Raw genomic sequence first — 21505 nt, 5'->3', positions numbered from 1 at the left:
CATGAAGTTCCGATCGTTCAGTGCAGTTCCAGGCCGAGCTGCTTCTCCAGTACGGTCGCTTGTTCAGGCGTGGCGAAAAGGTAATACGAGTCGTAGTTGCTTTCCCGGATGCGCACGAATTGGACCACGTAGAACCGGCGTGGGTCGTCCTCGGGGTCGGGATCGAGGTGATCGATGAACTCCAGGATCGCCAGATGGTCCAGGTAGTCGTCCGACTCATGCTCGGTCTGCTGGGTCACCAGAACACCGTTGCGCTTGAACTCCAGGACCTCACCGAGCTCCTCGTCCTCACGCAGCTGGACGTCGGTGATGGTGACCGCGCCTTCGGTGAGCGCCTCAGCCTCCGTCAGGAACCATGCATAGCTCCCCTCAAGGTCGTCGACATCATCCCCGTGGGCCGATATCGCCACACCGAACGCTTTGAGTGTGTCCGGCACTTCATGGGGTGGCAGCTCATGGTGCGCAAAGTCGGCGTCCTCGGCGAGGACGCGGTCGACCTTCTCCTGCGACACCATGCCCATCCGCGCCAGCAGCGCTCCCACCTGCGCGTACGAGGTCGCCCTGAACCAGATCAGCAGGTCCTGGAGGCTGTCCTCCGCAAGGCCGTTCTCCTCAAGGAACAGCTCCCGCAGGCACCCCAGCGGAATCGCCACGCCCCCGACCCGCTTGTCCGGCTGGTCGATGAACGGCACCTCGGTCCACGGGCTCTCCCGCGACCCCGGGGCCCCCGGCCCGGCATCCGGATCGAACGGTATGTACTGCCACACCGCGCCCTTGACGCGGCGAATCACCTCGCCCAGGTACCAGCAGGCGCCCTGCACAAACGGATCGTCCCGGGCGGCGTCGAACTCCTCCACCGTGGCGAACCGTTGCCGCATCACGGTTTCCAGCCAGTCCAATGTGTCGGGGTGGAAGTTCCGTCTCCAAGCTCCGTTGAACGCGTCCTCGGCCCACGCGGAGAGGGCCTTGCTCCGCTCGTCCAGCCAGGCGGTCAGCGCCGGATCCTCAGGCATCGGCACCGTGGGGTCCACCCGCGGTGTGTGCTCCTTGACCGGCTTCCACCCCGGAACCGCGTCCTGCAGTGCGGACACCGCTTCCCGCAGCCGCTCCACCTCATGGGCGAACGCGGTACCGGTGCGGACCCGGAGGGCGTGCGCTATCAGCAACCGCGGTGCAACGGGCGAGAGTTCGAGGTCCGGGTCCGGCCAGATGACCGGCTGCCCCGGGCGGTCGTCGACCGGCCGGGTGTTCCAGCCCCAACCACCGCCCGCTATGCCGAGCAGGACCTCACCGAGATAGGCCGTCGCACTTTCCACGAACTCCGCCCGCTTCTCGGGCGCTTGAACGGAGTCGTGGTGCTCCAGCAGGCGAGCTTCCAAAGTCTCCAGCGACTCGGGCGAGTAGTCGAAGGGAACGCTCCTGCCGAGGAACACCTTCTCCAGCAACAGCAGCTGATACGGCAGATCGCCGATCCACTGCTGAAGCAGCTCCTGCGGGGAGTTTTCCGGCTGTGTCTCAGGCACCATGCGGACACTGTAGGGGCGACCACTGACAGCGACCGTTCTCGCAGATGGAGGCCCGCCCGAGGTGACCGAGGCCGGCTACTGGGCCGGCCACCTCCCAGGCGCAGAATGTGGATATGCCGGACATGGAGATAAGGGGCTACGTAGTCAGAGCGGGACCTGCTCGCAGGTCAGACGCCTGGGGTGGCTGTCGGTAAGTCAGATATCGGCCATGTCTCGGTGCGGCCACGCTTTGGGCGGTGCGGCTCCTCTCCGGCCCGCTGACGTTGACCGAAACCCATGGCATTAGGTAAGCCTTACCTTCGTTACTTGTCCTTCCCGCCTGGAGCTCGACGTGCCATCGCTGTCCGCAACCACCACCGCAGATCCTTCCCCACGGCTGCGGCTGCACGACTCGTGGTGGGCCGTCGGCGCCGCTGGCCTGCTGGCCGCTCTCGCCCTCACCTTCTGCCTGTGGGCCTCCGCCCACCTGCACCCCGACCCGGCTCTGCACACGGCGGCACTCTTCGTCCACCTGGCTTCCATGGCGCTGGGATTCGGCGCGGTCCTGGTGATCGACTACTACGGTCTGCTGTGGCTGACCGGCAGATGCACCCTCGCCGAAGCGCTCACCACGGCCGACCGGCTCCACCCGCCGGTCTGGGCGGGCCTCGCCGGCCTGGTCGGCAGCGGCGCCCTGCTCCACCCCGACCTCGGCTCCGCCCTCACCCGCACCAAGCTGGCCCTGGTCCTCGTCCTCACCCTCAACGGTCTCCAGGCCCGGGTCCTCGCCCGGCACCTGGCCCGCCCGGCGGCAACCGCGCGTCCTGCGGCACCAGCACTGAGGCCGCGGACCCTGTGGTGGGGCGCCGCCACCGCGGCGGTGTCTCAAATGTGCTGGTGGGGAGCGGTCGCCATAGGGTTCCTCAACAGCCGGCACTGAGCGGCGACGCCGTCCGAGAAGAGCACTGCAACCGGTCGCCTTGGCCCACCCGGCTCATCGAGCCCATCCCTCGCCCGGCTCATCGAGCTTCTCCCCTCCTCCGGCTCATCGAACTCACCCGCTCGTCCGGCTCGTCAGGCTGATCCGGCACCGCCGCCCATCATGCGGAGCATGTCCCGTCCGCCGGTACGGAAGAAGCGGATGAGGAGGGCGGCGGCCAGCAGGAGGAAGGCGATGTTGAGCCAGGTCGTGTAGTTCCAAGTGACGCCCTCCATAGGGACCTTGGCGTCGGACTGGTCGGGGATGAGGCCGAGGCCGCCGAAGGCGAACTCGACGGCGTAGCCGGCGATGACGGTGGCGAGGTAGAAGGTGCCGAGGAGGAAGAGGGCCATCCTGGCGCCGTAGTACTTCCGGTAGATGTTGAGGATCGGCAGGATCAGCAGGTCAGCGAAGATGAAGGCGACGACACCGCCGAAGCTGATGCCGCCCTTCCACAGCACGACCGCGAGCGGGACGTTGCCGATCGAGCAGACGAACGAGGCGATCGCGACCAGCGGGCCGATGACGGGTCCCCACAGCTTGGCGGCCAGCGGGTGGCCTTCGAAGAAGAAGCTGCGCCAGAACGCGTCCGGTACCCAGGCGGCGATGGCACCGGCGATGAGCAGGCCGAGCACCAGGTCCCGGAAGATCGCCGCCCACTCCATGACGAACACATGGCTCGTGGCGGTGAGGCCCTCACCGGACAGCAGTCGTCGGGCGAAGGAGCCTTCGCGCCGTACGGACATGTCCATCGCGGCGTGGCCCTCCATGGAGCCGGCCAGGCCGCGTTCGGCCTGCCCGCGCGCCCGCCGCAGGAGCCCGTCAGGTAGCAGCAGGCGGAACAGTGCGGCCAGCACGACGATCATGACGGGCCCGCCGACGAACTCCGCGGCCGTGAATTGCCAGCCCATGAGCAGCGCGAGGATGACCCCGAGCTCGATGACCAGGTTGGTGGAGGCGATCTCGAAGGCCATGGCGGAGGTGAAGTGCGCGCCCTTGCGGAACAGGGAGCGGGCCAGCGCGACCGCGGCGTAGGAGCACGAGGAGGACGCCGCGCCCAGGCCGGCGGCGACCGCGAGGGTGCGGGGCCGGTCATCGCCCAGCAACGAGACCACGGTGGACTTGCGGACGACTGCCTGGACCACGGCGGACAGGGCGAAGCCCAGGATCAGGGCCCAGGTGATCTCCCAGGTCATGGAACCGGCGATCGACAGCGCATGCAGTACGGAGGGGACCATCCCTGAAGCCTTCCCGCGGCAGGACGGGACGGGGGTGATCGACACGGCTGACGTGCGGGGTGGCGGGTGGCGGGCGGCTGGTGCCGGGTCGCGGGCGGCGGGTGCCGGGTGGCGAGTCAGTGGGACGGGTTCGCGCACAGGCAGATTCCGACCCGCAGAGCGTCACGCACCCGAGCCGCCCGAGCCGTCCCCGCGGGCCGAGCCGTCCCCGTCGCCCGAGCCGTCCGAGCCGTCCCCGCCACCCGAGCCGCCCCGGTCGCCCGAACCGCCCGAATCACTCCGGTCGTCCGGTGCGTCCTCCAGCAGGTGGGGTCCGTTGTTGCGGACGTCGTTGACGGCGGGGGAGACCGCGCGGGCGTTGAGGTGGCCGTCGGCGGGGGTGGTCAGGAGGGCGCGTAGCTCGTCGGGGTCCTGGTGGAGGGGGTCGAGCCAGGCGTCGTAGTGGGCGGGGGCGATGGCCAGCGGCATACGAGGGTGCACCCGGCCGGCCGCATCGGTGGCCTCGGTGGTGATGATGGTGCAGGTCGTCCACCACGCCGCCGGATCGTCGTCGGCCACGCCCGGATCGCGCCAGAACTCGTACAGACCCGCCATCGCCATCGGCTGCCCGTCCTCGGGGCTGATGAAGTACGGCTGCTTGCGCGGCTTGGCCCTCCCTTCCACGGGAACCGCCTGCCACTCGTAGAAGCCGTCCGCGGGCAGCAGACAGCGGCGCTTGGCGAAGGCGCGGCGGTAGGCCGGCTTCTCGTGGACGGTCTCCATCCGCGCATTGATCATCTTCGCGCCGACGTCCACGCTCTTCGCCCAGGACGGCACCAGCCCCCATCGCAGCGCCCGCAGCTGCCGCGCCACCTCGCCCGTCTGCCGATCAGGGCGTTCCAGCACCGCCCACACGTCATCGGTGGGCGCGACGTTCCAGCTCGGCGCGAGCAGCTGCTCCGGGTTCCACCGGCTGACGTGAAACAGCCCGGCCAGATCCTGCGGGCTGCGCGTGGCAACGTATCGACCGCACATACCTCCACTGTGGCATGTGTGCCTCATGAGGTGTGTGCTAACCGTTGTGGCGTTTGGTTCTTACTGTGGCGTGTAGTCCCCTACGGCACGTTGTCGTCACCTGTGCCGCGGGAACCTCGGCGTGCGAAGCTCAGCGCACCGCTCAAGCGGCCAAGCGCATGGCTCAAGCGCCTCAGCGCACCACCGCAGCGGCTCAGCACCTCACTCAGGCCGCCCGGCGCACGCAGGTCGAAGAGAGGTCATTCCCAGGTCGCGGATTCCGGGTCGACGCCGTGGGTCTCGGCATTGGCGAAGATGATGTCGCGCAGCCAGACGGTCAGGCCCGGGGCGAGCGCGTCGTAGTACTCGGCATAGCCGGGTTCACTGACGTACAGCCGCCCGATACACGCCTGCCTCGCGTGCGGACAGTCGAAGTACGTGGAGATCAGCGCGCGGTGTCGCTCCGCGAGGGCATTCGCCTCGGCGGTACCCGGGGCGACGCCGGCACGGCACGCGGCGGCGAGGTCTGCGTTCAGGGCATCCGTCGCGACCGCGACCCTTTTCCAGTCCTCCGGTGTCATATCGGCTGCCCGCTCGGCGTATTGCGCCCACTGCGCGCTCTCGCCCCAGCGTTCCTCGGCCTCCTCCACCCAGGCGGGCTGCCAGTCGGCACCGAAGATTTCGACCTGCTGCTCCGGAGTCAATCGCATTCCCGTCTTGGACGCCTCCATCATGCGATCGACTGCGTCGACCATCTTCTGCAGGCGGGAAATGCGCTCCACGAGTTGTGACCGCTGCCGGCGCAGATGGTCGCGCGCATGGGTGGCAGGGTCGTCCAGGATCCGTCCGATGTCGGCGAGCGGAATCCCAAGCTCCCTGTACACCAGGACCCGGTGGATACGGGCGACATCGTCGCCGGAATAGACCCGGTAGCCGGCCCAGGTGCGGCCGCTCGGGCGGACGAGTTCGATCGCGTCCCAGTGGTGCAGCGTCTTCACGCTGACCCCGACCAGCGCAGCCGTCCGGCCAACGGTGAGGCCCTCGGGGCCAATCGGTTCGGCACCTTCCGCGCGAAGGGCCGATTCCCACTCATGGGCGTCGCTCTGCATCGACTCAGCGTCTCACGCCATCTCACATCATCGAAAGCGAGCCCGAGCTAGGCACGACGCGGCCGAAGCACCCGTAGGCCGCCACCCTCGCTGCAACCGACCGCCCGCCCGACCGACTCTCCGACCGACCGAAACTCTCCGCCCGCCCGACTCTCCGACCAACCGACTGGCTGATCGACCATCCGCCCCAGCGCAGGCGGAAATTGCGGCCTCGGTAGAATGTGCGATATGCCGAAACACCTGTTATTCGTGACCCTTGCCGGGCACGGGCATGTCAACCCCACCCTCCCGCTGGTCGAGGAACTCGTGCGGCGGGGACACCGAGTGGACTACGCCACCAGCGCGGAACACTCCGAAGCGGTCATCCGGGCGGGCGCGCGCTGGGTGGAGCTGCCGTCATGGGAAATGCTGACGCCACCGCGCGAGTTCGGTCCCGCGGAGATCGCGACCTTCATGCGTCACATGTTCACGGCGATGCGCGCGGCCTACCCCGTGCTGCAGGAGCACTGCCTGAACGAGTTGCCGGACGCGATCTGTTACGACGCGATGAACTGGTCGGCCCGCGTCGTCGCCGAGAAGCTGGGCATTCCCGCCGTCCGCTGCATACCCAACTTCGCCTCCAACGAGACGTTTTCTCTCTTCGCCAACTTCATGAAGAGCCACGGCGGCGGCGACCACACCGACTCCGACGCCAACGTCGACTCGCACACCAACACCGACTCGAAGGCCAATACCGACTCCCACGCCCTCACCAATCCCTTCGCCGCGGCCCTCGGCCCCGAGTGTGCGGAATTCTCTGCCGAGCACGGTGTTGAGCTCGACCCGCAACACCTCATGGATGTGACGGAGAAGCTCAACCTGGTGTTCATACCGCGGGAGTTCCAGCCGGCGGGGGACTCCTTCGACGAACGCTTCCACTTCATCGGCCCCTCGCTGGGCAGCCGCGAGCAGGACGAACCGTGGTCGCCGGCCGACCCCGACGCCCCCGTGCTGTTCATCTCGCTGGGTACGGTCTTCAACGACCGTCCCGAGTTCTACCGCGCATGCATCGAGGCATTCGGTCAGGGCCCGTACCAAGTGGCCATGACCGTGGGCAACGTAGACCTCGCCGACCTCGGCGATATTCCGCCCACCATCGATGTACGCCCCCGCTTTCCGCAACCGGCGGTGCTCCGTCATGCGGACGCCTTCGTCTCCCACACCGGCATGAACTCCACGATGGAGGCGCTGTATTACGGGGTCGGTCTGATCGCCGTCCCCCAGATGCCCGAACAGGCCGCCAACGCCGGGCGCGTGCAGGAACTGGGGCTGGGTGAGCAACTGGACGCTGCGACGGTGACGGCTGAGTCGTTGCGTGCCGCGGTCGCCCGCGTCGCCTCCGACCCCACGGTACGCGCCAACCTCGACCGGATGCGCAAGGTCGTCCGGGAGAGCGGCGGCGCCGCCCGTGGCGCGGACGTGATCGAGGACTATCTGCGCTGACCGAACCACCGCCGTTGGCCAAGCCGGTTGAGGTCCGCCCGGCGGTCGAGGGCGGGAGTGTGCAACGGGCGACATCTCCAGCACCCGTCGCACACCCCGCCCTCCAGGGTTGAGCCTCTCGCTCTACTTCGCCTGCCCTGCCCGGCGTTCAGCTATGCGCCTCGGTTTGGGTGAGGGGGCAATACCTCAGGCGGGGACGGGCTGCGCGCCGGGAGCTCGGTCGTGTTGCTCCAGGCGCTTGATCAGGCGGCGTACGAGGAGCAGCGGGAGCACGCCGAACACGCCGAACGACATGTCGAGGACCGACCACCAGAAGGGGATCCCGCGGACCGGCCCGCAGATGAGGGCGAGCGGGATGATTCCGGCGCAGGCGATCATGCCGAACTCGATGACCCAGATGTTGCGCACGGGATCGCGGTACGGCCCGTAGAAGGCGACGGCGATGACGAGGTGGGCGAAGGCCAGCCAGTCGGTGCCGTACAGCACGAACGGGTACTTCGCGTCGGTGGCGTCCAGGCCGTCGCGAACGCGCTCGATCCAGTCGGCGAGCCCCGGGAGCGTCTCGCCGACGGATGAGGCCCAGGACGTCAGTGCGCCGTGGACCAGGTGCAGTTCGGTGACGAGGGGAAAGGCCGTGAGCCCGCTCAGCACCAGGCAGATGATGAAGATGACCAGCCACACGCGTATGCGCCGTAGTAGCGCTCTTCGCTCGCTCATGCCCGGAGCGTACGCCGCGGTTTACCGCGCCTTTACCCCACCCTGCCGAGTCCGTGGGTGACTGCGTACGGGATGATGGTGGCGCTCTGCCCGGCGGCCGAGCGTCGTGGTGCTGCCGGCTCTCGTCGTGTGGTCGGTCGGGTCCGACGGCGGTCAGCAGGCCGGGAAAATGCGTCGAATGTGGAACGCATCTTTGACAGGGTCATGGACGCCTTGCACACGCCGCGAAAGGAATGTCCGTGCCTCGTGCCGTCACGTTGATCCGTTCCGCCTCCCTGTCCGATGTCGCCGAGTACGCCTACGCGGCCACGGCCCCCGCCGAGTCCCGGCTGATCTTCCTCGCCGGGGCGTGCCCGCTGAACGAGGACGGTTCCACCGCGGCGATCGGGGACGTCGCCGGGCAGGCGGCCAAGGCCGTCGAGAACCTGCGGACCGCGCTGGCCGACGCCGGGGCGGAGTTGCACGACGTCATCAGCACCCGCGTCCTGGTCGCCTCCAACCGCCAGGAGGACCTGGTCGCCGCGTGGGAGGTGGTGCGGGACGCGTTCGGTGACCACGACGTTCCCAGCACGTTGATGGGCGTCACCGTGCTCGGCTACCACGACCAGCTCGTGGAGATCGAGGCCGTCGCCGCCGTCCTCGATTCCTGAATCGTCGGCCCAGGCGCCGGTTGAATCCCTTTTCAACTTTCCTCCGTATACGTGATTGATGGATGGTTCGAGGGGGGCTTTGCGGAGGGGGACCGAGAAGGGAAGAGCATGGGAGTCCTCGAAAACCTGGCTCCCGCGCTGAGCCACAGCCGTCGTGACCGCTCGACGACGGGCAGGCGCAGGGACACGGACGATGACGACCACGATCGCCGTCGGCGTCGGCACCGGCGTCACGGAGGACACCGTGGTCACGACAGGGGCCATGGATGAAGGTAGGTGCTGAACACTCCTGCTGACTGTCGGCGGCCGGGCCCTCGCCCGGCCGCATCAGTCGGCGAGGCTGAGGAGTGAGGCGATATGAGCAGCGCGCGGCCGATCGCTTCCTCCCCCGGTGGCGCGCCAGGCGAAGGCGGGGGAAAGGATAAGGCGCGCCCTCCGGAGCGTCCTTCCGAGCACCCTCCCCTGCGCTCTTCCGCCAAGTTGACCGACGGGATCTCCTACGGATCCACGGACGGGACCCCCCACGGAACCACGGACGGGACCACAAGCGGAACCGGATGCGCAGCAAAGGCGGACGGAAGCACGGGCGGCATCGTCGAGCCCGCTCCGCCAGTTGCCCTGCGGGACGTCTTCCGGCGCTTCTGGCCGTACACGCGGGGCGGGCGGCGCTGGCTGGTGGTGATCCTGGCCTTCGTCGTGCTGGGCCCCGTCGTCGACGCGGCCGAGATCTGGCTCTTCAAGATCGTCATCGACGACATGCTGGTCCCGCGCAATCTGCACCTCCTCCTGCCGATCGCCCTCGCCTACCTCGCCTTCACGTTCTTCGCCGGCGTCCTCGCCTTCGCCGACGAGGTGACCTCCACCTGGGTCAGTGAGCGCTTCCTGCTGGCCCTGCGGTCCGATCTCTTCCGCCACGTCGAAGGTCTGTCCCTGGGATTCTTCGAGCGGCGGCGGCTCGGGGACGTGCTCTCCCGGGTGACCGGGGACGTCGATGCGGTCGAGACGTTCCTGCTCTCCGGGATCGTCAACGCGATCGCCCAGGTGATGCGGCTCGGGATCTTCCTCGGCGTGCTCTTCTACCTCCGGTGGGAGCTGACCGTCCTCGCCCTCGTCATCGCGCCGCTGTTCTGGTGGACCGCCCGACGCTTCTCCCGGCGGGTGAAGGCCGCGTCGCGGGAGCGGCGGCGCCGCAGCGGCTCGGTCAGCGCGGTCACCGAGGAGGCCCTCGGCAACATCGTTCTCGTGCAGGCGTACAACCGGCAGCGGTGGGAGCACGGCCGGTTCGAGCGCGAGAACCTCGGCCGGTTCCGGGCGGCCATGGCGTCGGCCCGTATCGGTGCGGTGTACGCCACGGTCATCGACGTCATCGAGCTGGCCGGCGCGCTGCTCGTGATGGCCCTGGGCACCTGGGAGCTGACCCAGGGCCGCCTCACCCTGGGCGGCCTGATGGTGTTCCTCACCCTGCTGAGCAGGCTCTACAGCCCGATCCGCGGCATCTCCGGCCTCAGCAACACCTTCTACTCGGCGTCCGCCGCCGCGGAGCGGATCATCGAACTGCTCGACCAGCGGCCCCAGGTCGTCCAGGCCACGACCCCTCGGGAACTCGGCCACGCGCGCGGTGAGATCCGGTTCGACGACATCTCCTTCCGGTACCCGGGGACGACCAGGCCGGCCCTCTCCCGCGTCTCCTTCGGCGTCGCCCCGGGCGAGACCCTGGCACTGGTGGGGGCGAGCGGAGCCGGGAAGTCGACCGTCGCCAAGCTGCTGCTCCGCTTCTACGACCCGGACCACGGAACCGTCCGCCTCGACGGGAACGACCTCCGCGATCTGCGCCTGGACGACCTACGGAACAACGTCGCCGTACTGCTCCAGGAGACCTTGGTCTTCCACGGCACGGTGCGTGACAACATCGCCTACGGCCGCCCCGACGCGAGCGAGGACGACATCGTCGCGGCCGCTCACGCCGCGGACGCACACGGCTTCATCAGCCAACTTCCCGAGGGCTACGACACGGTGGTGGGCCAGCGCGGCCGGCTGCTCTCCGGCGGACAGCGGCAGCGCCTCGCGATCGCCCGCGCCATGATCCGTAACGCTCCCCTCCTCATCCTCGACGAGCCGACCACCGGCCTCGACGCGGAATCGGGCCGGCGCATCCTCGAACCACTGCGTCTGTTGATGAGCGGACGCACCACGATCCTCATCTCCCACAACCTGCTCACCGTCCGCGACGCCACCCAGATCGTGCTCCTTGAGGACGGCCGCATCGCCGACCACGGCACCCACGACCAGTTGCTCGGCCGCAGCGCGTCGTACGCCCGGCTCTACTGGCTGCACGGGCCCGGCGACCAGCCGATGGCCGAGGTGCTGCAATGAGCCGTACGCCGCCCCCTGAAACCCCGCCGCTGACGGCCGGGACGACTGTGGCCCCGGGCTACGGGGTCCTTGCCCACCTCTGCCGCACCGGTTGGCTGGACCTCTACGACGCCTGGAGTCAGGAGCGGGAGTGCCGATGCGTGGTGAAGGTGCTGCGCCCGGACCGACAAGGCGAGCAGAGGCTGCGCGAGCGACTGCTGCAAGAGGGCCACTGGCTCCAGACCTTCACCCACCCACACCTGGTCCGCGCCTACGAAACGGGCGAAACCCCGGAACCGTACGTCGTGTTGGAGACCCTCACCGGCGAGACCCTGGCCCACCTCGTCGAGCGCCGACAGCGCCGCCTGGCCACCAACGACCTCGCCCTGCTCGGCCTGCACCTGTGCTCGGCCCTCCACTACCTGCACGGCAAGGACCTGCTGCACCTGGACATCAAGCCGTCCAACATCGTGGTCGGCTGCCGGCGCGCAAAGGTCCTCGACCTGAGCATCGCCCGCCCACCGGGCCCCGCCCCGCCAGGCCTCGGCACCGTCAGCTACCTCGCCCCCGAGCAGGCGCGCGGCGGACTGCTCACCCCTGCGACCGACGTCTGGGGCCTCGGCAGCACGCTGTACGAGGCCGTCACGGGCGATGTCCCCTTCGCCGACACCGAGACCTATGCCGACAGCGGCACCGATACCGGCACCGACACCGGTACCGGCCCCGACCGGTACCCGCAGCTCGACGAACGAGCCCCGTCCGTCAGCACCCACCGGAGACTGCCCCACTCCCTCGCCACGGCCATCGACAGCTGCTTGTCCCCCGACCCGGGCGCCCGGCCTTCACTCGCCCAACTCGCAGCGGTACTGGACGGTGTGCTGCCACACGGCCGACGCGGAGTGGCGGTCCAGACATCGCCGCCGATCATGAACCATTCACCAGGCTCGTTACGTACACCAGGCAACACCGAACCCAGACACCAGACCCAGACCCCAGCCACGGTCCCCAGACAGAGAAACAGACACAGAAACAGACACCGACACAGAAACAGACACCGACACAGAAACAGACACCAGACGCTTCCGGGAGGTCCCGATGCCTTCTCGCCCAGCTGAGGCTTCGCTGCGAGGAGTTGCCGCCGTCTGCGCGCTCCTCAGCGCGGTAGCTCATCTCCTCATCGTCCCCGAACACCTCAAAGAAGTGCCGTACATGGGAATCCTGTTCCTCATCGGCAGTGTGGCGCTGCTCGTCGCTGCGGCAGGTCTTGCGCGGCGGAACCCCGTACCGGCGTGGCTGCTCGGCACATTGGTCAGCGGCGGCATGGTCCTCGGCTTCGCGTTGTCCCGTACCGTCGGGCTGCCCAACTACCAGGAAGAAGGCTGGGACCCCCCTTACGGCGTACTGTGCATGGTCGCCGAAGTGGCCTTCATCATCACCTTCATCGCCTGGTGCGGCGTCGCGAAGACGCGGACCCCGCCTGCCGAGGTCACCCGACCCACCGCGTCCGTGCACGCTGGGTAGCCACAGCCGGTACGTCGTGACCGCGCCCGTACGTCGTGACCGCACAGGCATGTCGTGACCGCGCCAACGGAGCCGTTACCCCGAGAGAGAATGAGTGCGTGGTCTTCCGTAACCGCAGGGCAATCCCCTGGTCGGGGCGGACCGTACACAAGGGTATGCAGAAGTTGCAGCTCCCGGTCGGACGCATCCCCGACGAGGCGCTGCTGGCTGGCCTGGCCACGGGGGATCCGGAGCTCGCCGTCACGTTCGTACGGCGATTCCAGCACACGGTCTTCGGCGTCGCGCTCGCGGTCACCCGTGATCCGCAGCTCGCCGAGGACATCGCCCAGCAGACCTTCGAGCGTGCGTGGCGGCATGCGCAGGTCTACGACTCACGCCGCGGATCGGTGACGACCTGGTTGACGACCATCGCCCACAACCTCGCCATCGACGCCGTCCGATCGCGTCGGCCGGAGCCGGTGGCCCCCGAAGACCTCGACGCGCTCCTCGGCGCGGTGACCGACACCCCCGAGGAACGTGCGCTCGCAGACGAGGCGTCGGCCGCCCTGCGGGCCGCGGTGGCGCAGTTGCCGCGCGAGCAGGCCCGTGCCCTGGTGATGGCGGGCATCTACGGAATGACCGCTCAGCAGGTCGCCGACCGGGAACACATCCCCCTGGGCACCGCCAAGACCCGGATCCGGACCGCCATGGGCAAACTACGCACCACTCTCACCTCGCCGAACCCCGCCCCTCCGCACCCGGCACATTCCGAAGCCCCGAATCCCGCCCCTCCGCACCCGACACATTCCGAAGCCCCGAAGCCCGCCGATCCGCATCCCGCGTCTCCGAAGCGGGACGGCCATGAATGAGGCGGCCATGAACAAGGACCTGACCTGCGAACAGCTGCACGAGACCGGTGCCGAGCTGGCCCTTGGCGTCCTCTCGGGCCGGGAGCGGGCCGAGGCGGCCGCTCATCTGGACCGTTGCGCGGACTGCCGGGAGTACATCGAGCAGCTCGCCCTCGTCGGCGACGGATTGCTGTCCCTCCTGCCCCGCAGGGAGCCGCCGGCCGGCTTCGAAACCCGGGTGGCGCGGCGGCTGACCCAGGCGCAAGCCGCACGTGACGGACGCGAGACCGCGCGCGGCGCCGCGCTTCGGCCCACCCGGGTCCGCAGAGGCGTACGGCTACGGGTCGCGTCCGCGGCGGCCGTCATCGCGCTGGGCTTCGGGTTCGGCGGCTGGGCCGTCGGTACGGCCATCGAAAACCTGGCCGCCGGCCCCGCGCCGCCCGTCCAGACCGCGGCGGGAATGCTACGGGCGAACCTGACCGCGGACGGTACGGACCATCGCCAACCGGTCGGCGAAATCTACGCCCACCCCGGACCGCGCGGCTGGGTCTTCATGTCCGTCGACCTCGCCGACGCCGGCATCCGGTACAGCGGGAAGGTCATCTGCACACTGGAGCGTACCGACGGCACCACCGTCCGACTCGGCACCTTCAGCCTCCGCGGCGGCTACGCCTATTGGGGTGCCCCGACCTCCGTGAACACCTCCGCGCTCGCGGGCGCCCGCCTGACCACGACCGACGGCCGCGTCCTCGCCACCGCGCACTTCACCGGGCGCTGATCACTCCCGGCGGAGCAGCCTCCCCCTGGGTGCCAGTGCCACAGACGTTGCAGCCCCACCCGGAGAAAGCGAGGCGAGAACGTGACGCGAGAACGTGCCGTGAGAACGCAACGCGGGAAAGTGACGCTACGTCCGAACCGGTGACACCGTGCATAGCGGAGTGCTGCTACGGGGATGCCATGCGGGCCGGAACCGGTCTTCAGAAAGGCATGATCATGCAGGTCAGCGTAGGTGACAGATTGCTCATTCACGGGCGCATCGTCGGGCAGCGCGACCGGACCGCCGAGGTCATCGAGGTGCTGGGAGCAAACGGCAGCCCGCCGTATCGGGTGCGCTTCGAGGACGGTCACGAGACCATCATGTCCCCGGGCCCGGACACCGTGGTCCGGCCTTTCGCCACCGAGGCATGAGCCGCGGGAGGAGGGGGCGGCCGGTCGGTTTGCGGACCAGGCTCGGGTGAGGGTCGTGGGCCGGGTAAGGTAACGCTCTTCGGGCGGCGTGAGCCCCTGGAGTCCCCAAGGCGTCTCCTCATGAATCTTCGGCCCGTGACTGCCCGTTCCGACGCCGCGATACGCAGCGTTTGGCGGCTGCCCGCCAACGATGCCGTGCGAGGGTGGCGGGCCCTGTGGTGGAACGTACGGCCCGCCGGGGAACTGGCGGTCCTGTTGGTTCACCGGAGGTATCTGAGCCGCTCTCGCTACGTCAAGGGGTGGATCGGGTGGCGGCCGGAAGCCCCGTTCAGTGCCGAGCTGGTCACCGTCACGTCAGAGGGAGAGCGGCGCACGCCGTTGGAGAACATCCCGATCCGGCCCAGCCACCTGGTCCTGCTTCCGGAATCGCGATTCCTCATGGCCGCCGGCCGCACCTTCAGGACCAAGACCGAAGAGGGGGCGACCGAGGGCGACTGGACACCCAACGCCGTGGTGTTGTCGCCCTCCGGGAAACCCGAAGGCGAATTCTGCATCGGCGATGACCTCACCACTCTGGTCGCCGACCGCCACGGGGGAATCTGGGCGGCCTACGGAGACGAGGGCATCTACGGCGGGCACCCGGAGTCAGCGGCCGGAATGGCCGGCTGGAATGCCGAGGGCCATGCGATATGGAAGCCCGAAGGGCGGCTCCCCGCCCACCCGTTGCAAGGTTGTACCGCCGCCACCGAGGGCGAACGGGTATGGCTGGTGTGGTACTCGGGCGGCGGACGCGGAGCCGGCACGTATTTGACCCGGATCACCCCGTCCACCGGCGAAGTGACCAGCTACCGCAGCCCTGTTCCCCACCCGGACGGGTTCGCCGTCCGCGGCCATCGCGCCGTGCTGACCGTCCGCAATCACCACCAGCGGTCCGTCGAACTCATCCGCGCCGAGCTCGACGACACCACCGGTTCTACCGGCCCTACCAGCCACAACGCCCCCAACACCCCCACCTGGACGGTGACCAGCCGTCGTAAGCTCCGCGTGCCCGGACGGGTCGTCATGCGCTGCGGCCAAGGCCGCGACGGCGTCCTGTGGCTCCGTACGGGGGACACCTGGCTGCGCATAGAGGCGTGAATGCCTGGCCAATGGCCTCGTGAGCAGCCTCAGACACCTTCGCCGGTCGAGGTCAGGCCAGGTTGTCGCCCCAGCCGCCCTGGATCATCGTTTGGAACGCCCACTTTCCGTCCTGCCTGAGCAGGATGTCGGCGTACCGCAGCTGTTGGGTCTCACCCTGGATCGTCATGGTCGAGTCCGTGAAGACCACGGCGATGGCGGGGGAGAGGAAGACCGGCGTTCGTGTCGACTCGAACCCGATGTCCTCGCTGCCGTCGCCCATGACATGGGTCATCGTCGCGACGAACTGCTCGCGGTCCCACTGCGCCGAACGGCCGTTGCCGGCTGCGTCGTCACTCACGAGATTCAGGGGGAAGACCGCCATCTCGGCCATCCGCTCGATGTTGCGCTTCGCGCTCTGGGCGTCGTACTCCGCGAACCAGGCATCCAGGCTCGCGCGATCCTCGGTGGTGGGGACATAGCCGGTCGGGGGAAGAACGGTCACGCTGGCTCCTCTTCAAGGCTGTTGGGCGCTCGTCGCGCATGGCGGACGAGGCGGAGGGAGAGCTCATCAAGTTTGACTACGCGGGAGAGGGTAGGGCGCCAGCGGGCGCCTAGTCAATCTTGAATAGCTGATTCTGGCGTGGGTGGTGTCTCAGTGGTCGACGGTGACGACGATCTTGCCCACCTGGGTGCCCGCTTCCATGTACCGGTGGGCTTCGGCGATGTCGTCCAACGGGAAGGTGCGGTCCACCAGCGGCCGGAACGCACCGGTGCGCAGGCCGGAGGAGACGAACGCCACGGCGCGGCGCAGGCGTTCCGGGTCGGCGGTCGTCTCCTGCGTGACGGTGTAGGTGCGCATGTTCAGGGCCGGCATGCCGAGTTCGAACCCGGGGTAGGGGGTCGGCTCGCCGCTCAGTGCGCCGTACAGGAAGAGCGTGCCGTCCGGGGCGACCGCCTTGGCCAGGTCCACGACACCGGGACCGGCGATGGCGTCGAAGACGAACTCGGCGCCCCGGCCGCCGGTCAGGTCGAGCACTCGCGCGGCGACGTCCTCCTCGTCAGTGACGATCACGTCGGCTGCTCCTGCCTTGAGCAGTGCGTCCTTCTTGGCGTTGGTGCGGGTCGTCGCGAGGGGTACCGCCCCGACGCGGTGGGCGATCTGGATCGCGGCGAGCCCGACACTGCTGGAGGCGGCGGTCAGTACGACGGTGTCCCCGGCGCGCATCCCGCCGACCTCCACCAGCGCCCCGTACGCGGTCAGGTACGGCATCCACACCGCGGCGCCCCCGACTGCGTCGAGCCCGTCGGGGCGGGGTACCACCGCGGACGCGGGGACGAGTGCGCGCTCCGCGTAGACGCCGTAGTCGTTCATCGAGAACGCGGGCACCACGCTGACCGGCTGGCCGACCTCGAATCCGGTGACGTGCGCGCCTACGGCCTCGACCACGCCTGCGGCCTCGGCGCCGAGCCGGGCGGGGAACTTCCTTACGGGTTCGATGTACTTGCCGTCGCGGAACAGCACCTCGGCACGGTTGAGGCCGATCGCGTCGACCCGGATCAGCAGCTCACCCTGGCCGGGTTCACCGACCTCCACGTCCTCCAGCCGCAGGACCTCCGGGCCACCGTGCTCATGGAACCGCACTGCTCTGGTCATCATGCATCCCCCTGTCCATGGGCCCATCGACGCGAGTTGGCGACAGGCGCGGCCTCACTCAAGCGGAAGGTACGACGGATGTCAAACTTCGATGCGTGCCGTACTTTGATGAGTGTCATACTTTGCTGGACGTCATGGCACGAACATGGGAGGTCAACGCGCGATGGCAGGAGCACGACGAAGCGGGCAGGAACGGGTCCCGCCCCACCCGGACATTCAGGAGATCAGCCTTCAGCAGGTGCTTGAGGCCCTGGTCGACCCGATACGCCGCCGGATCGTCCGTGAGTTGTACGCCGCCCGCCGGGAGCTCGCCTGCGGCACGATCGACCTGCCGGTCAGCAAGTCCACCGCCACCCACCACTTCCACGTCCTGCGCGAGGCCGGCCTCATCAGGCAGTGCTACGCGGGTACTTCGCGCATGAACGCCCTGCGCAGCGACGAGTTCGAGCAAGCCTTCCCGGGACTTCTCCGCGTCCTCATGGAGCAGCGCGAGGGGGAGTGAAGGTGCCATGTCGTGCCCCGGCAAGGGTGCATCGCCGGTGGCACGCCATACGTGTTCTTTCCGTCCCGGGGAGGGCGCGCCCGCCCCCTCCTAGTCGTCGTCCCCGTCTTCCCTGTCGTCCTCGTCGTCTTCGTCGTCCTGGTCGTCCTTGTCGTCATCCTCATCGTCGTAGTAGTCCTCACGTTCGGTGAGGTGGTCGTAGAGCTCGTCGACGAGTGGGGAGTCGTCGGCCCACCAAGGGGTACGGGCGGACCCATCGGAGCCGCCGGTGACCAGGGAGGGATCGACGGCGTCCATCCACGGATACGCCTCTTCCTCGTCGAGTTCCTCGGCCTCGCCCTCGTCGATCCGACGGATCATGGGGACGGGCACGGTCGACTGCTGGTGCTGCACCATCCAGGTGTTGCGGAAGAAGTCGAACTGAAGGTGGTAGCAGTCGTCCGACTCGCTGAAGAGGATCGGCGGGACGAGGAAGTGTGCCGCACCGACCGTGGCCGCGACGTCGATGTAGTTGTCCGGCGTTCCACCGGAATTCCAGCAGGCCGCGAAGTTCACGGGCGTCAGCGGCTCTTTGCCGAGGATGTGTATCTGATTGCCCCGGACCACGAACTTTTCCGGGTCGAGGACCACGTCTTCGCCGAGCATCAGGATCGGCGCCGGCATGATGTGCGCCTTGGCGAAGGTCTGAGCGCGCTCGTAGAGATCGACGATCTCGTCGAAGCGCGTGGCGTCGAACCTGCCGAAGTCGTGGAAGGGGCAGCACACATCGTCCGTTTCTTCCCCGTCCGGGAAGAAGGCCGACTTGTCGAACGACGAGACGGGCGAGGGTGACGGTATCTGCGACTGGGACGGATGTGGAGAGTCCGACGAAGCCGCTGACTCGGCTGACTCCGCCGACGTCGGTGACCCGGCACGCTTGGCTTTGAGGAAGCGGGGAATCCACGTGCCGTCAGTGCCTTCGGCCTTGATGACGGCCGTGTCGCACAGCTCGCGGAACGCCGTGTCGCCGATCTTGCAATTGAAGTAGTCGAGCAGCGTGATCGCGGCGCATTCGGTCAGCGAGAGGGTGTCGCTCTTCGGGAACCAGAAGTCATAGCCGTTCGCGAGGAAATGCACGCCGCGGAACTGTTTGTGGACGAAGGGCTCGCCGGTCTCACCGGGGGTGAGGCCGTTCCAATGCGCTGCGGCGACCTGGTCGTAATAGGCGTCGGCATGGCGGGCGAGCTCGGGAGCGAAGACGCTCTCGCCGGTCCAGTAGCAGGCCTTGCTGAACTGGGCGCCGATCTCGGGATCGTGCGTGACGTCCGGCTCACTGAAGACGAGTTCGGTACGCAGGAAGACTTTGCGGCCGTCACGGTAGGGCGCGCCCTCGTGCTCGTACCGCTGATCGAAGATCACACAGGTCAGGGGCTCGATCTCGGAGACCGCCGGCCCACCGACGAGGTCCAGGGCGGGATCGGCGGAGCCCCCGGTGAGATAGAGCAGCACCGTGTGGCGGGAGACCTGCCCGCGGGCGGCGTCGTAGTAGGGCGTATCACGGTGGTGGTGGAAGTTGCTGTCGCCGGGCTCGAAGCGATTGCAGCGGAACACCGGATTCACATGCGAGAAGCCGTCGAGCACCGCCTCCGGCATCGCGGCCGACACTGCCTTGGTGAGCGCCTCGGCGAGCAGCGCCGAGTGGAAGATGAAGCGTTCGCCGCCACGCGAGGAGGCATTGAGCGGCGGGACGTAGAGGTGGAGCGAGTCGAGCCGTTCGAGGCCGGCGCGGGCGGCATCCGGGAGTCGCAAGGACAGCGCGTACGCGTCCGGCCCCAGCTCGACGGGCTCGGCGAGCTCCAGGTCAAGGGGGACGTCCGCAAACAGGTGGTCCAGCGGAACGATGTTCTCGAACGTACGGAACGACAGCTCGCGGGGATCGACGAAGACGGCGGCCAGGTGCGGCGCGCCCTCGCTGGGCCGGGCGAACAGCTCGCGCAGGTCGGCGTCGATGCGCTCGGCGTCGACGAAGCGCACCGACTTGTGGCGCGCGGTGGGGTGCCAGGAAATCGACAGCCCGTCGAGCGTTGCGGTGGGCTCGGTATCGGTCGCGTCGACCTCGGAGCGGTAGCGGGCGACCTCTTCGTCGGTGGCCTCACCGGTCGAGAGGGCGAAGAAACGGTCGCGGAGCTCGGTGCTCACACGCTCCTCCAGTAGCTGCGCAGGGTGGTCGGGAGCTGAGGGGCGGAGGCGAGCTTCCGCACGCCCGCCTCGGAGACGTCGTCGCGGTACAGCAGCAGACGCTTGAGCGAGCCGATGAACGGTGCCGCCAGGAGGGCGTCAACGCCGTCCTCGCCGAGGTGGTTGTACCGGAGGTCAAGCTCGGTGAGGTTCGGGAAACCCCTCAGCGAGCGCACGCCCTCCGCGGTGACCGCGTTGCACTGGAGGTGCAGGCGCCGGACCGCCGCGAAGTGCGGGGATGCGGTGAGGGCCGCCAGGCCGGAATCGCCGATGGCGCAGTACCGCAGGTCCAACGTCTCGATCCGGCCGCTCCCGGTCGCGGCCGCGAGGGCCTCGGCACCGGGGTCACCGATGCGGAAGTACGACAGGTCGAGTGCGACGAGCCGGCCGAGGTCCAGGCTGGCGAGACCGCCCGCCTCGATGGGCGGCGGCATGAGTGGCCCGTTCTCGTCCCAATGCTCCTCTTCGTGCCCCCACTCCTCGCCCTCCGGGTCATCACCCGTCTTGATTCGCAACGCGGTCACGAAGCGGGCGCGCAGGGCCGCTGCTATCAACTCCGGTGCCTCGTCGGACCATTCGACGGAGACCTTCGTGGCGAACCCGTGCCGACGCGCCTCGACGGTCACTTCCGACGGTAGCTCCGCGTCCCAGTTCTCCTGGTGCGCCTCGGACAACTTCTGTACGTCAGACGACAGTTGCTCGCGCGCGGCCTTGCCCGCCATGCATGCGCGTTGTTCCCACTCGATCAACTTCCCCCGGGAATCGACCAGTTCGCGCAACACCTCGGCGTAAGCGCGCCATGCGGCGACATCGTCGGGATGCTCTCGCAGTCTCTGTTCCAGAGCCGTGGCTTCCATGTGGATCACCCTAGAGCCGGCCACTGACAATCGAGTTTTCGCGGCCGGCCCACGGCTCTGGGCCGCCCCACACATCGCCGCCCCCGTCCGCATGGATGGCAGACGGGGGCGGCGCACCACCAAGTAACTGTGGCTACATAACCGTGACTACGTACCGGCGGCTACCTCACTTCCACCAGTACTTCACACCGCGGTGGTGCGAGCAGGTACCGCTGGAGTGGCGCGAGTAGGAATGGCTGTTGTCCTTGCAGCGCGCGGTCTCGTAGCGGTCCACCGGCTTCTTCCCGGCCTTCCACCCGCAGACGCCGGTGGTGTGGTGCACGCACCTGTGCGCGGTGTTCGTGCGCGGCAGCGTCGTCGACGCTTCCGCCGTGCCGGCGACCCCCAGGGCCAGGACAACGGCAACCGCAGCGGCGGCTATACGGCTCTTCAAGAATTCCCCCCACAGGAATCATGCCAAATGGCGTTCTTTTTCGGCCGTATCGTACATAGGCGGGGAAGTCCGCCACTCGCGATACGGAAAAAATCATGGCCGGATCGCCACACTGTCCCGTCCCACGTCACCGGCCCCTCCCCCGGGGGCGCCCGCGGCGGC

Annotated in this window: 20 protein-coding genes and 1 pseudogene; 11 read left to right on the top strand and 10 right to left on the bottom strand. The window is 68.4% G+C overall.

Annotation, left to right across the window (positions count from 1 at the left end; translation table 11 throughout):
- Positions 1 to 17: 17 nt before the first annotated feature.
- Positions 18 to 1526 carry a hypothetical protein gene (locus tag AB0E02_RS15595; protein WP_362139288.1) on the bottom strand — a complete coding sequence of 503 codons (1509 nt, stop codon included), beginning with the start codon at positions 1524 to 1526 and terminating at the stop codon, positions 18 to 20.
- Between the two features lie 331 nt (positions 1527 to 1857).
- Here AB0E02_RS15595 and AB0E02_RS15590 point away from each other — a divergent pair, with 331 nt between their 5' ends.
- A complete protein-coding gene (locus tag AB0E02_RS15590; protein ID WP_362139286.1) occupies positions 1858 to 2445 on the top strand; it encodes a hypothetical protein in 588 nt (195 codons plus the stop codon).
- Positions 2446 to 2579: 134 nt separating this feature from the next.
- On the opposite strand, the gene AB0E02_RS15585 is transcribed toward AB0E02_RS15590, so the two are convergent.
- The 3 genes and pseudogenes from AB0E02_RS15585 to AB0E02_RS15575 form a co-directional block, all read right to left on the bottom strand.
- A complete protein-coding gene (locus AB0E02_RS15585; RefSeq protein ID WP_362139284.1) occupies positions 2580 to 3722 on the bottom strand; it encodes a permease in 1143 nt (380 codons plus the stop codon).
- 288 nt (positions 3723 to 4010) lie between these two features.
- Positions 4011 to 4736: pseudogene (locus AB0E02_RS15580) on the bottom strand (SOS response-associated peptidase); the annotation flags it as partial.
- Positions 4737 to 4975: 239 nt separating this feature from the next.
- Positions 4976 to 5824, bottom strand: coding sequence for a MerR family transcriptional regulator (locus AB0E02_RS15575; protein ID WP_362139282.1), 849 nt, complete (start codon positions 5822 to 5824; stop codon positions 4976 to 4978).
- 228 nt (positions 5825 to 6052) lie between these two features.
- On the opposite strand from AB0E02_RS15575, the gene AB0E02_RS15570 reads away from it, so the two are divergent.
- The gene (locus AB0E02_RS15570) at positions 6053 to 7306 is read left to right on the top strand and encodes a macrolide family glycosyltransferase (protein WP_362139280.1); all 1254 of its coding nucleotides are present in this window, start codon (positions 6053 to 6055) and stop codon (positions 7304 to 7306) included.
- Positions 7307 to 7492: 186 nt separating this feature from the next.
- Here the strand turns inward: AB0E02_RS15570 and AB0E02_RS15565 are convergent, their stop codons facing one another.
- Positions 7493 to 8023 carry a hypothetical protein gene (locus AB0E02_RS15565; protein WP_362139277.1) on the bottom strand — a complete coding sequence of 177 codons (531 nt, stop codon included), beginning with the start codon at positions 8021 to 8023 and terminating at the stop codon, positions 7493 to 7495.
- Between the two features lie 239 nt (positions 8024 to 8262).
- Between AB0E02_RS15565 and AB0E02_RS15560 the strand changes: the two genes are divergently transcribed.
- From AB0E02_RS15560 to AB0E02_RS15525, 8 genes are all read left to right on the top strand, one after another.
- On the top strand, positions 8263 to 8673 hold the full coding sequence (locus AB0E02_RS15560) for a Rid family hydrolase (RefSeq protein ID WP_362139274.1): 411 nt from the start codon (positions 8263 to 8265) through the stop codon (positions 8671 to 8673).
- Positions 8674 to 9153: 480 nt separating this feature from the next.
- Positions 9154 to 11046 carry an ABC transporter ATP-binding protein gene (locus AB0E02_RS15555; protein ID WP_362139272.1) on the top strand — a complete coding sequence of 631 codons (1893 nt, stop codon included), beginning with the start codon at positions 9154 to 9156 and terminating at the stop codon, positions 11044 to 11046.
- Positions 11043 to 12140: a serine/threonine-protein kinase gene (locus AB0E02_RS15550; protein WP_362139269.1), complete on the top strand. Its 1098-nt coding sequence runs from the start codon at positions 11043 to 11045 to the stop codon at positions 12138 to 12140. Before AB0E02_RS15555 ends, AB0E02_RS15550 begins: the two co-directional genes overlap by 4 nt.
- Before the next feature lie 94 nt (positions 12141 to 12234).
- Positions 12235 to 12546, top strand: a complete 312-nt coding sequence (locus AB0E02_RS15545; RefSeq protein WP_362139266.1) for a hypothetical protein — start codon at positions 12235 to 12237, stop codon at positions 12544 to 12546.
- Between the two features lie 155 nt (positions 12547 to 12701).
- Entirely contained in the window at positions 12702 to 13394 is a 693-nt protein-coding gene (locus AB0E02_RS15540) for a sigma-70 family RNA polymerase sigma factor (protein ID WP_362139264.1), read from the top strand.
- Positions 13395 to 13401: 7 nt separating this feature from the next.
- Positions 13402 to 14151, top strand: a complete 750-nt coding sequence (locus AB0E02_RS15535; protein WP_362139262.1) for a hypothetical protein — start codon at positions 13402 to 13404, stop codon at positions 14149 to 14151.
- Between the two features lie 215 nt (positions 14152 to 14366).
- Positions 14367 to 14561 (top strand): DUF1918 domain-containing protein, encoded by a 195-nt coding sequence (locus AB0E02_RS15530; RefSeq protein ID WP_201801511.1) that lies wholly within the window; start codon positions 14367 to 14369, stop codon positions 14559 to 14561.
- A 135-nt stretch (positions 14562 to 14696) separates the two neighbouring features.
- Positions 14697 to 15698, top strand: coding sequence for a hypothetical protein (locus AB0E02_RS15525; RefSeq protein WP_362139260.1), 1002 nt, complete (start codon positions 14697 to 14699; stop codon positions 15696 to 15698).
- A gap of 52 nt (positions 15699 to 15750) precedes the next feature.
- Here the strand turns inward: AB0E02_RS15525 and AB0E02_RS15520 are convergent, their stop codons facing one another.
- Together AB0E02_RS15520 and AB0E02_RS15515 are read right to left on the bottom strand one after the other, a co-directional pair.
- Positions 15751 to 16182, bottom strand: coding sequence for a nuclear transport factor 2 family protein (locus AB0E02_RS15520; RefSeq protein WP_362139257.1), 432 nt, complete (start codon positions 16180 to 16182; stop codon positions 15751 to 15753).
- Between the two features lie 150 nt (positions 16183 to 16332).
- Complete coding sequence (locus AB0E02_RS15515) at positions 16333 to 17334, bottom strand: zinc-dependent alcohol dehydrogenase family protein (protein ID WP_362139445.1); 1002 nt, start codon at positions 17332 to 17334, stop codon at positions 16333 to 16335.
- A 163-nt stretch (positions 17335 to 17497) separates the two neighbouring features.
- On the opposite strand from AB0E02_RS15515, the gene AB0E02_RS15510 reads away from it, so the two are divergent.
- Entirely contained in the window at positions 17498 to 17836 is a 339-nt protein-coding gene (locus AB0E02_RS15510) for a helix-turn-helix domain-containing protein (protein ID WP_201801254.1), read from the top strand.
- A gap of 90 nt (positions 17837 to 17926) precedes the next feature.
- Here AB0E02_RS15510 and AB0E02_RS15505 read toward each other — a convergent pair whose 3' ends face one another.
- From AB0E02_RS15505 to AB0E02_RS15495, 3 genes are all read right to left on the bottom strand, one after another.
- Positions 17927 to 20014, bottom strand: coding sequence for a hypothetical protein (locus AB0E02_RS15505; protein ID WP_362139254.1), 2088 nt, complete (start codon positions 20012 to 20014; stop codon positions 17927 to 17929).
- The gene (locus AB0E02_RS15500) at positions 20011 to 20910 is read right to left on the bottom strand and encodes a hypothetical protein (RefSeq protein ID WP_362139252.1); all 900 of its coding nucleotides are present in this window, start codon (positions 20908 to 20910) and stop codon (positions 20011 to 20013) included. The genes AB0E02_RS15505 and AB0E02_RS15500 overlap by 4 nt, the downstream gene beginning before the upstream one ends.
- 166 nt (positions 20911 to 21076) lie before the next feature.
- Complete coding sequence (locus AB0E02_RS15495) at positions 21077 to 21343, bottom strand: DUF3761 domain-containing protein (protein WP_234442022.1); 267 nt, start codon at positions 21341 to 21343, stop codon at positions 21077 to 21079.
- Between the last annotated feature and the right edge of the window lie 162 nt (positions 21344 to 21505).

It is taken from the genome of Streptomyces sp. NPDC048196 (genome assembly GCF_040652715.1).
Taxonomy (GTDB): domain Bacteria; phylum Actinomycetota; class Actinomycetes; order Streptomycetales; family Streptomycetaceae; genus Streptomyces; species Streptomyces siderophoricus.
The sequence above is the reverse complement of the archived record's forward strand: the minus strand, read 5'-3'. Positions and strand labels throughout refer to the sequence as shown.

Coding starts and splice junctions, on each gene's coding strand:
- AB0E02_RS15595 (WP_362139288.1), bottom strand. CDS start 1,526: ATGGTGCCTGAGACACAGCCGGAAAACTCCCCGCAGGAGCTGCTTCAG.
- AB0E02_RS15585 (WP_362139284.1), bottom strand. CDS start 3,722: ATGGTCCCCTCCGTACTGCATGCGCTGTCGATCGCCGGTTCCATGACC.
- AB0E02_RS15575 (WP_362139282.1), bottom strand. CDS start 5,824: ATGCAGAGCGACGCCCATGAGTGGGAATCGGCCCTTCGCGCGGAAGGT.
- AB0E02_RS15570 (WP_362139280.1), top strand. CDS start 6,053: ATGCCGAAACACCTGTTATTCGTGACCCTTGCCGGGCACGGGCATGTC.
- AB0E02_RS15565 (WP_362139277.1), bottom strand. CDS start 8,023: ATGAGCGAGCGAAGAGCGCTACTACGGCGCATACGCGTGTGGCTGGTC.
- AB0E02_RS15550 (WP_362139269.1), top strand. CDS start 11,043: ATGAGCCGTACGCCGCCCCCTGAAACCCCGCCGCTGACGGCCGGGACG.
- AB0E02_RS15545 (WP_362139266.1), top strand. CDS start 12,235: ATGGGAATCCTGTTCCTCATCGGCAGTGTGGCGCTGCTCGTCGCTGCG.
- AB0E02_RS15540 (WP_362139264.1), top strand. CDS start 12,702: ATGCAGAAGTTGCAGCTCCCGGTCGGACGCATCCCCGACGAGGCGCTG.
- AB0E02_RS15535 (WP_362139262.1), top strand. CDS start 13,402: ATGAACAAGGACCTGACCTGCGAACAGCTGCACGAGACCGGTGCCGAG.
- AB0E02_RS15530 (WP_201801511.1), top strand. CDS start 14,367: ATGCAGGTCAGCGTAGGTGACAGATTGCTCATTCACGGGCGCATCGTC.
- AB0E02_RS15515 (WP_362139445.1), bottom strand. CDS start 17,334: ATGACCAGAGCAGTGCGGTTCCATGAGCACGGTGGCCCGGAGGTCCTG.
- AB0E02_RS15510 (WP_201801254.1), top strand. CDS start 17,498: ATGGCAGGAGCACGACGAAGCGGGCAGGAACGGGTCCCGCCCCACCCG.
- AB0E02_RS15500 (WP_362139252.1), bottom strand. CDS start 20,910: ATGGAAGCCACGGCTCTGGAACAGAGACTGCGAGAGCATCCCGACGAT.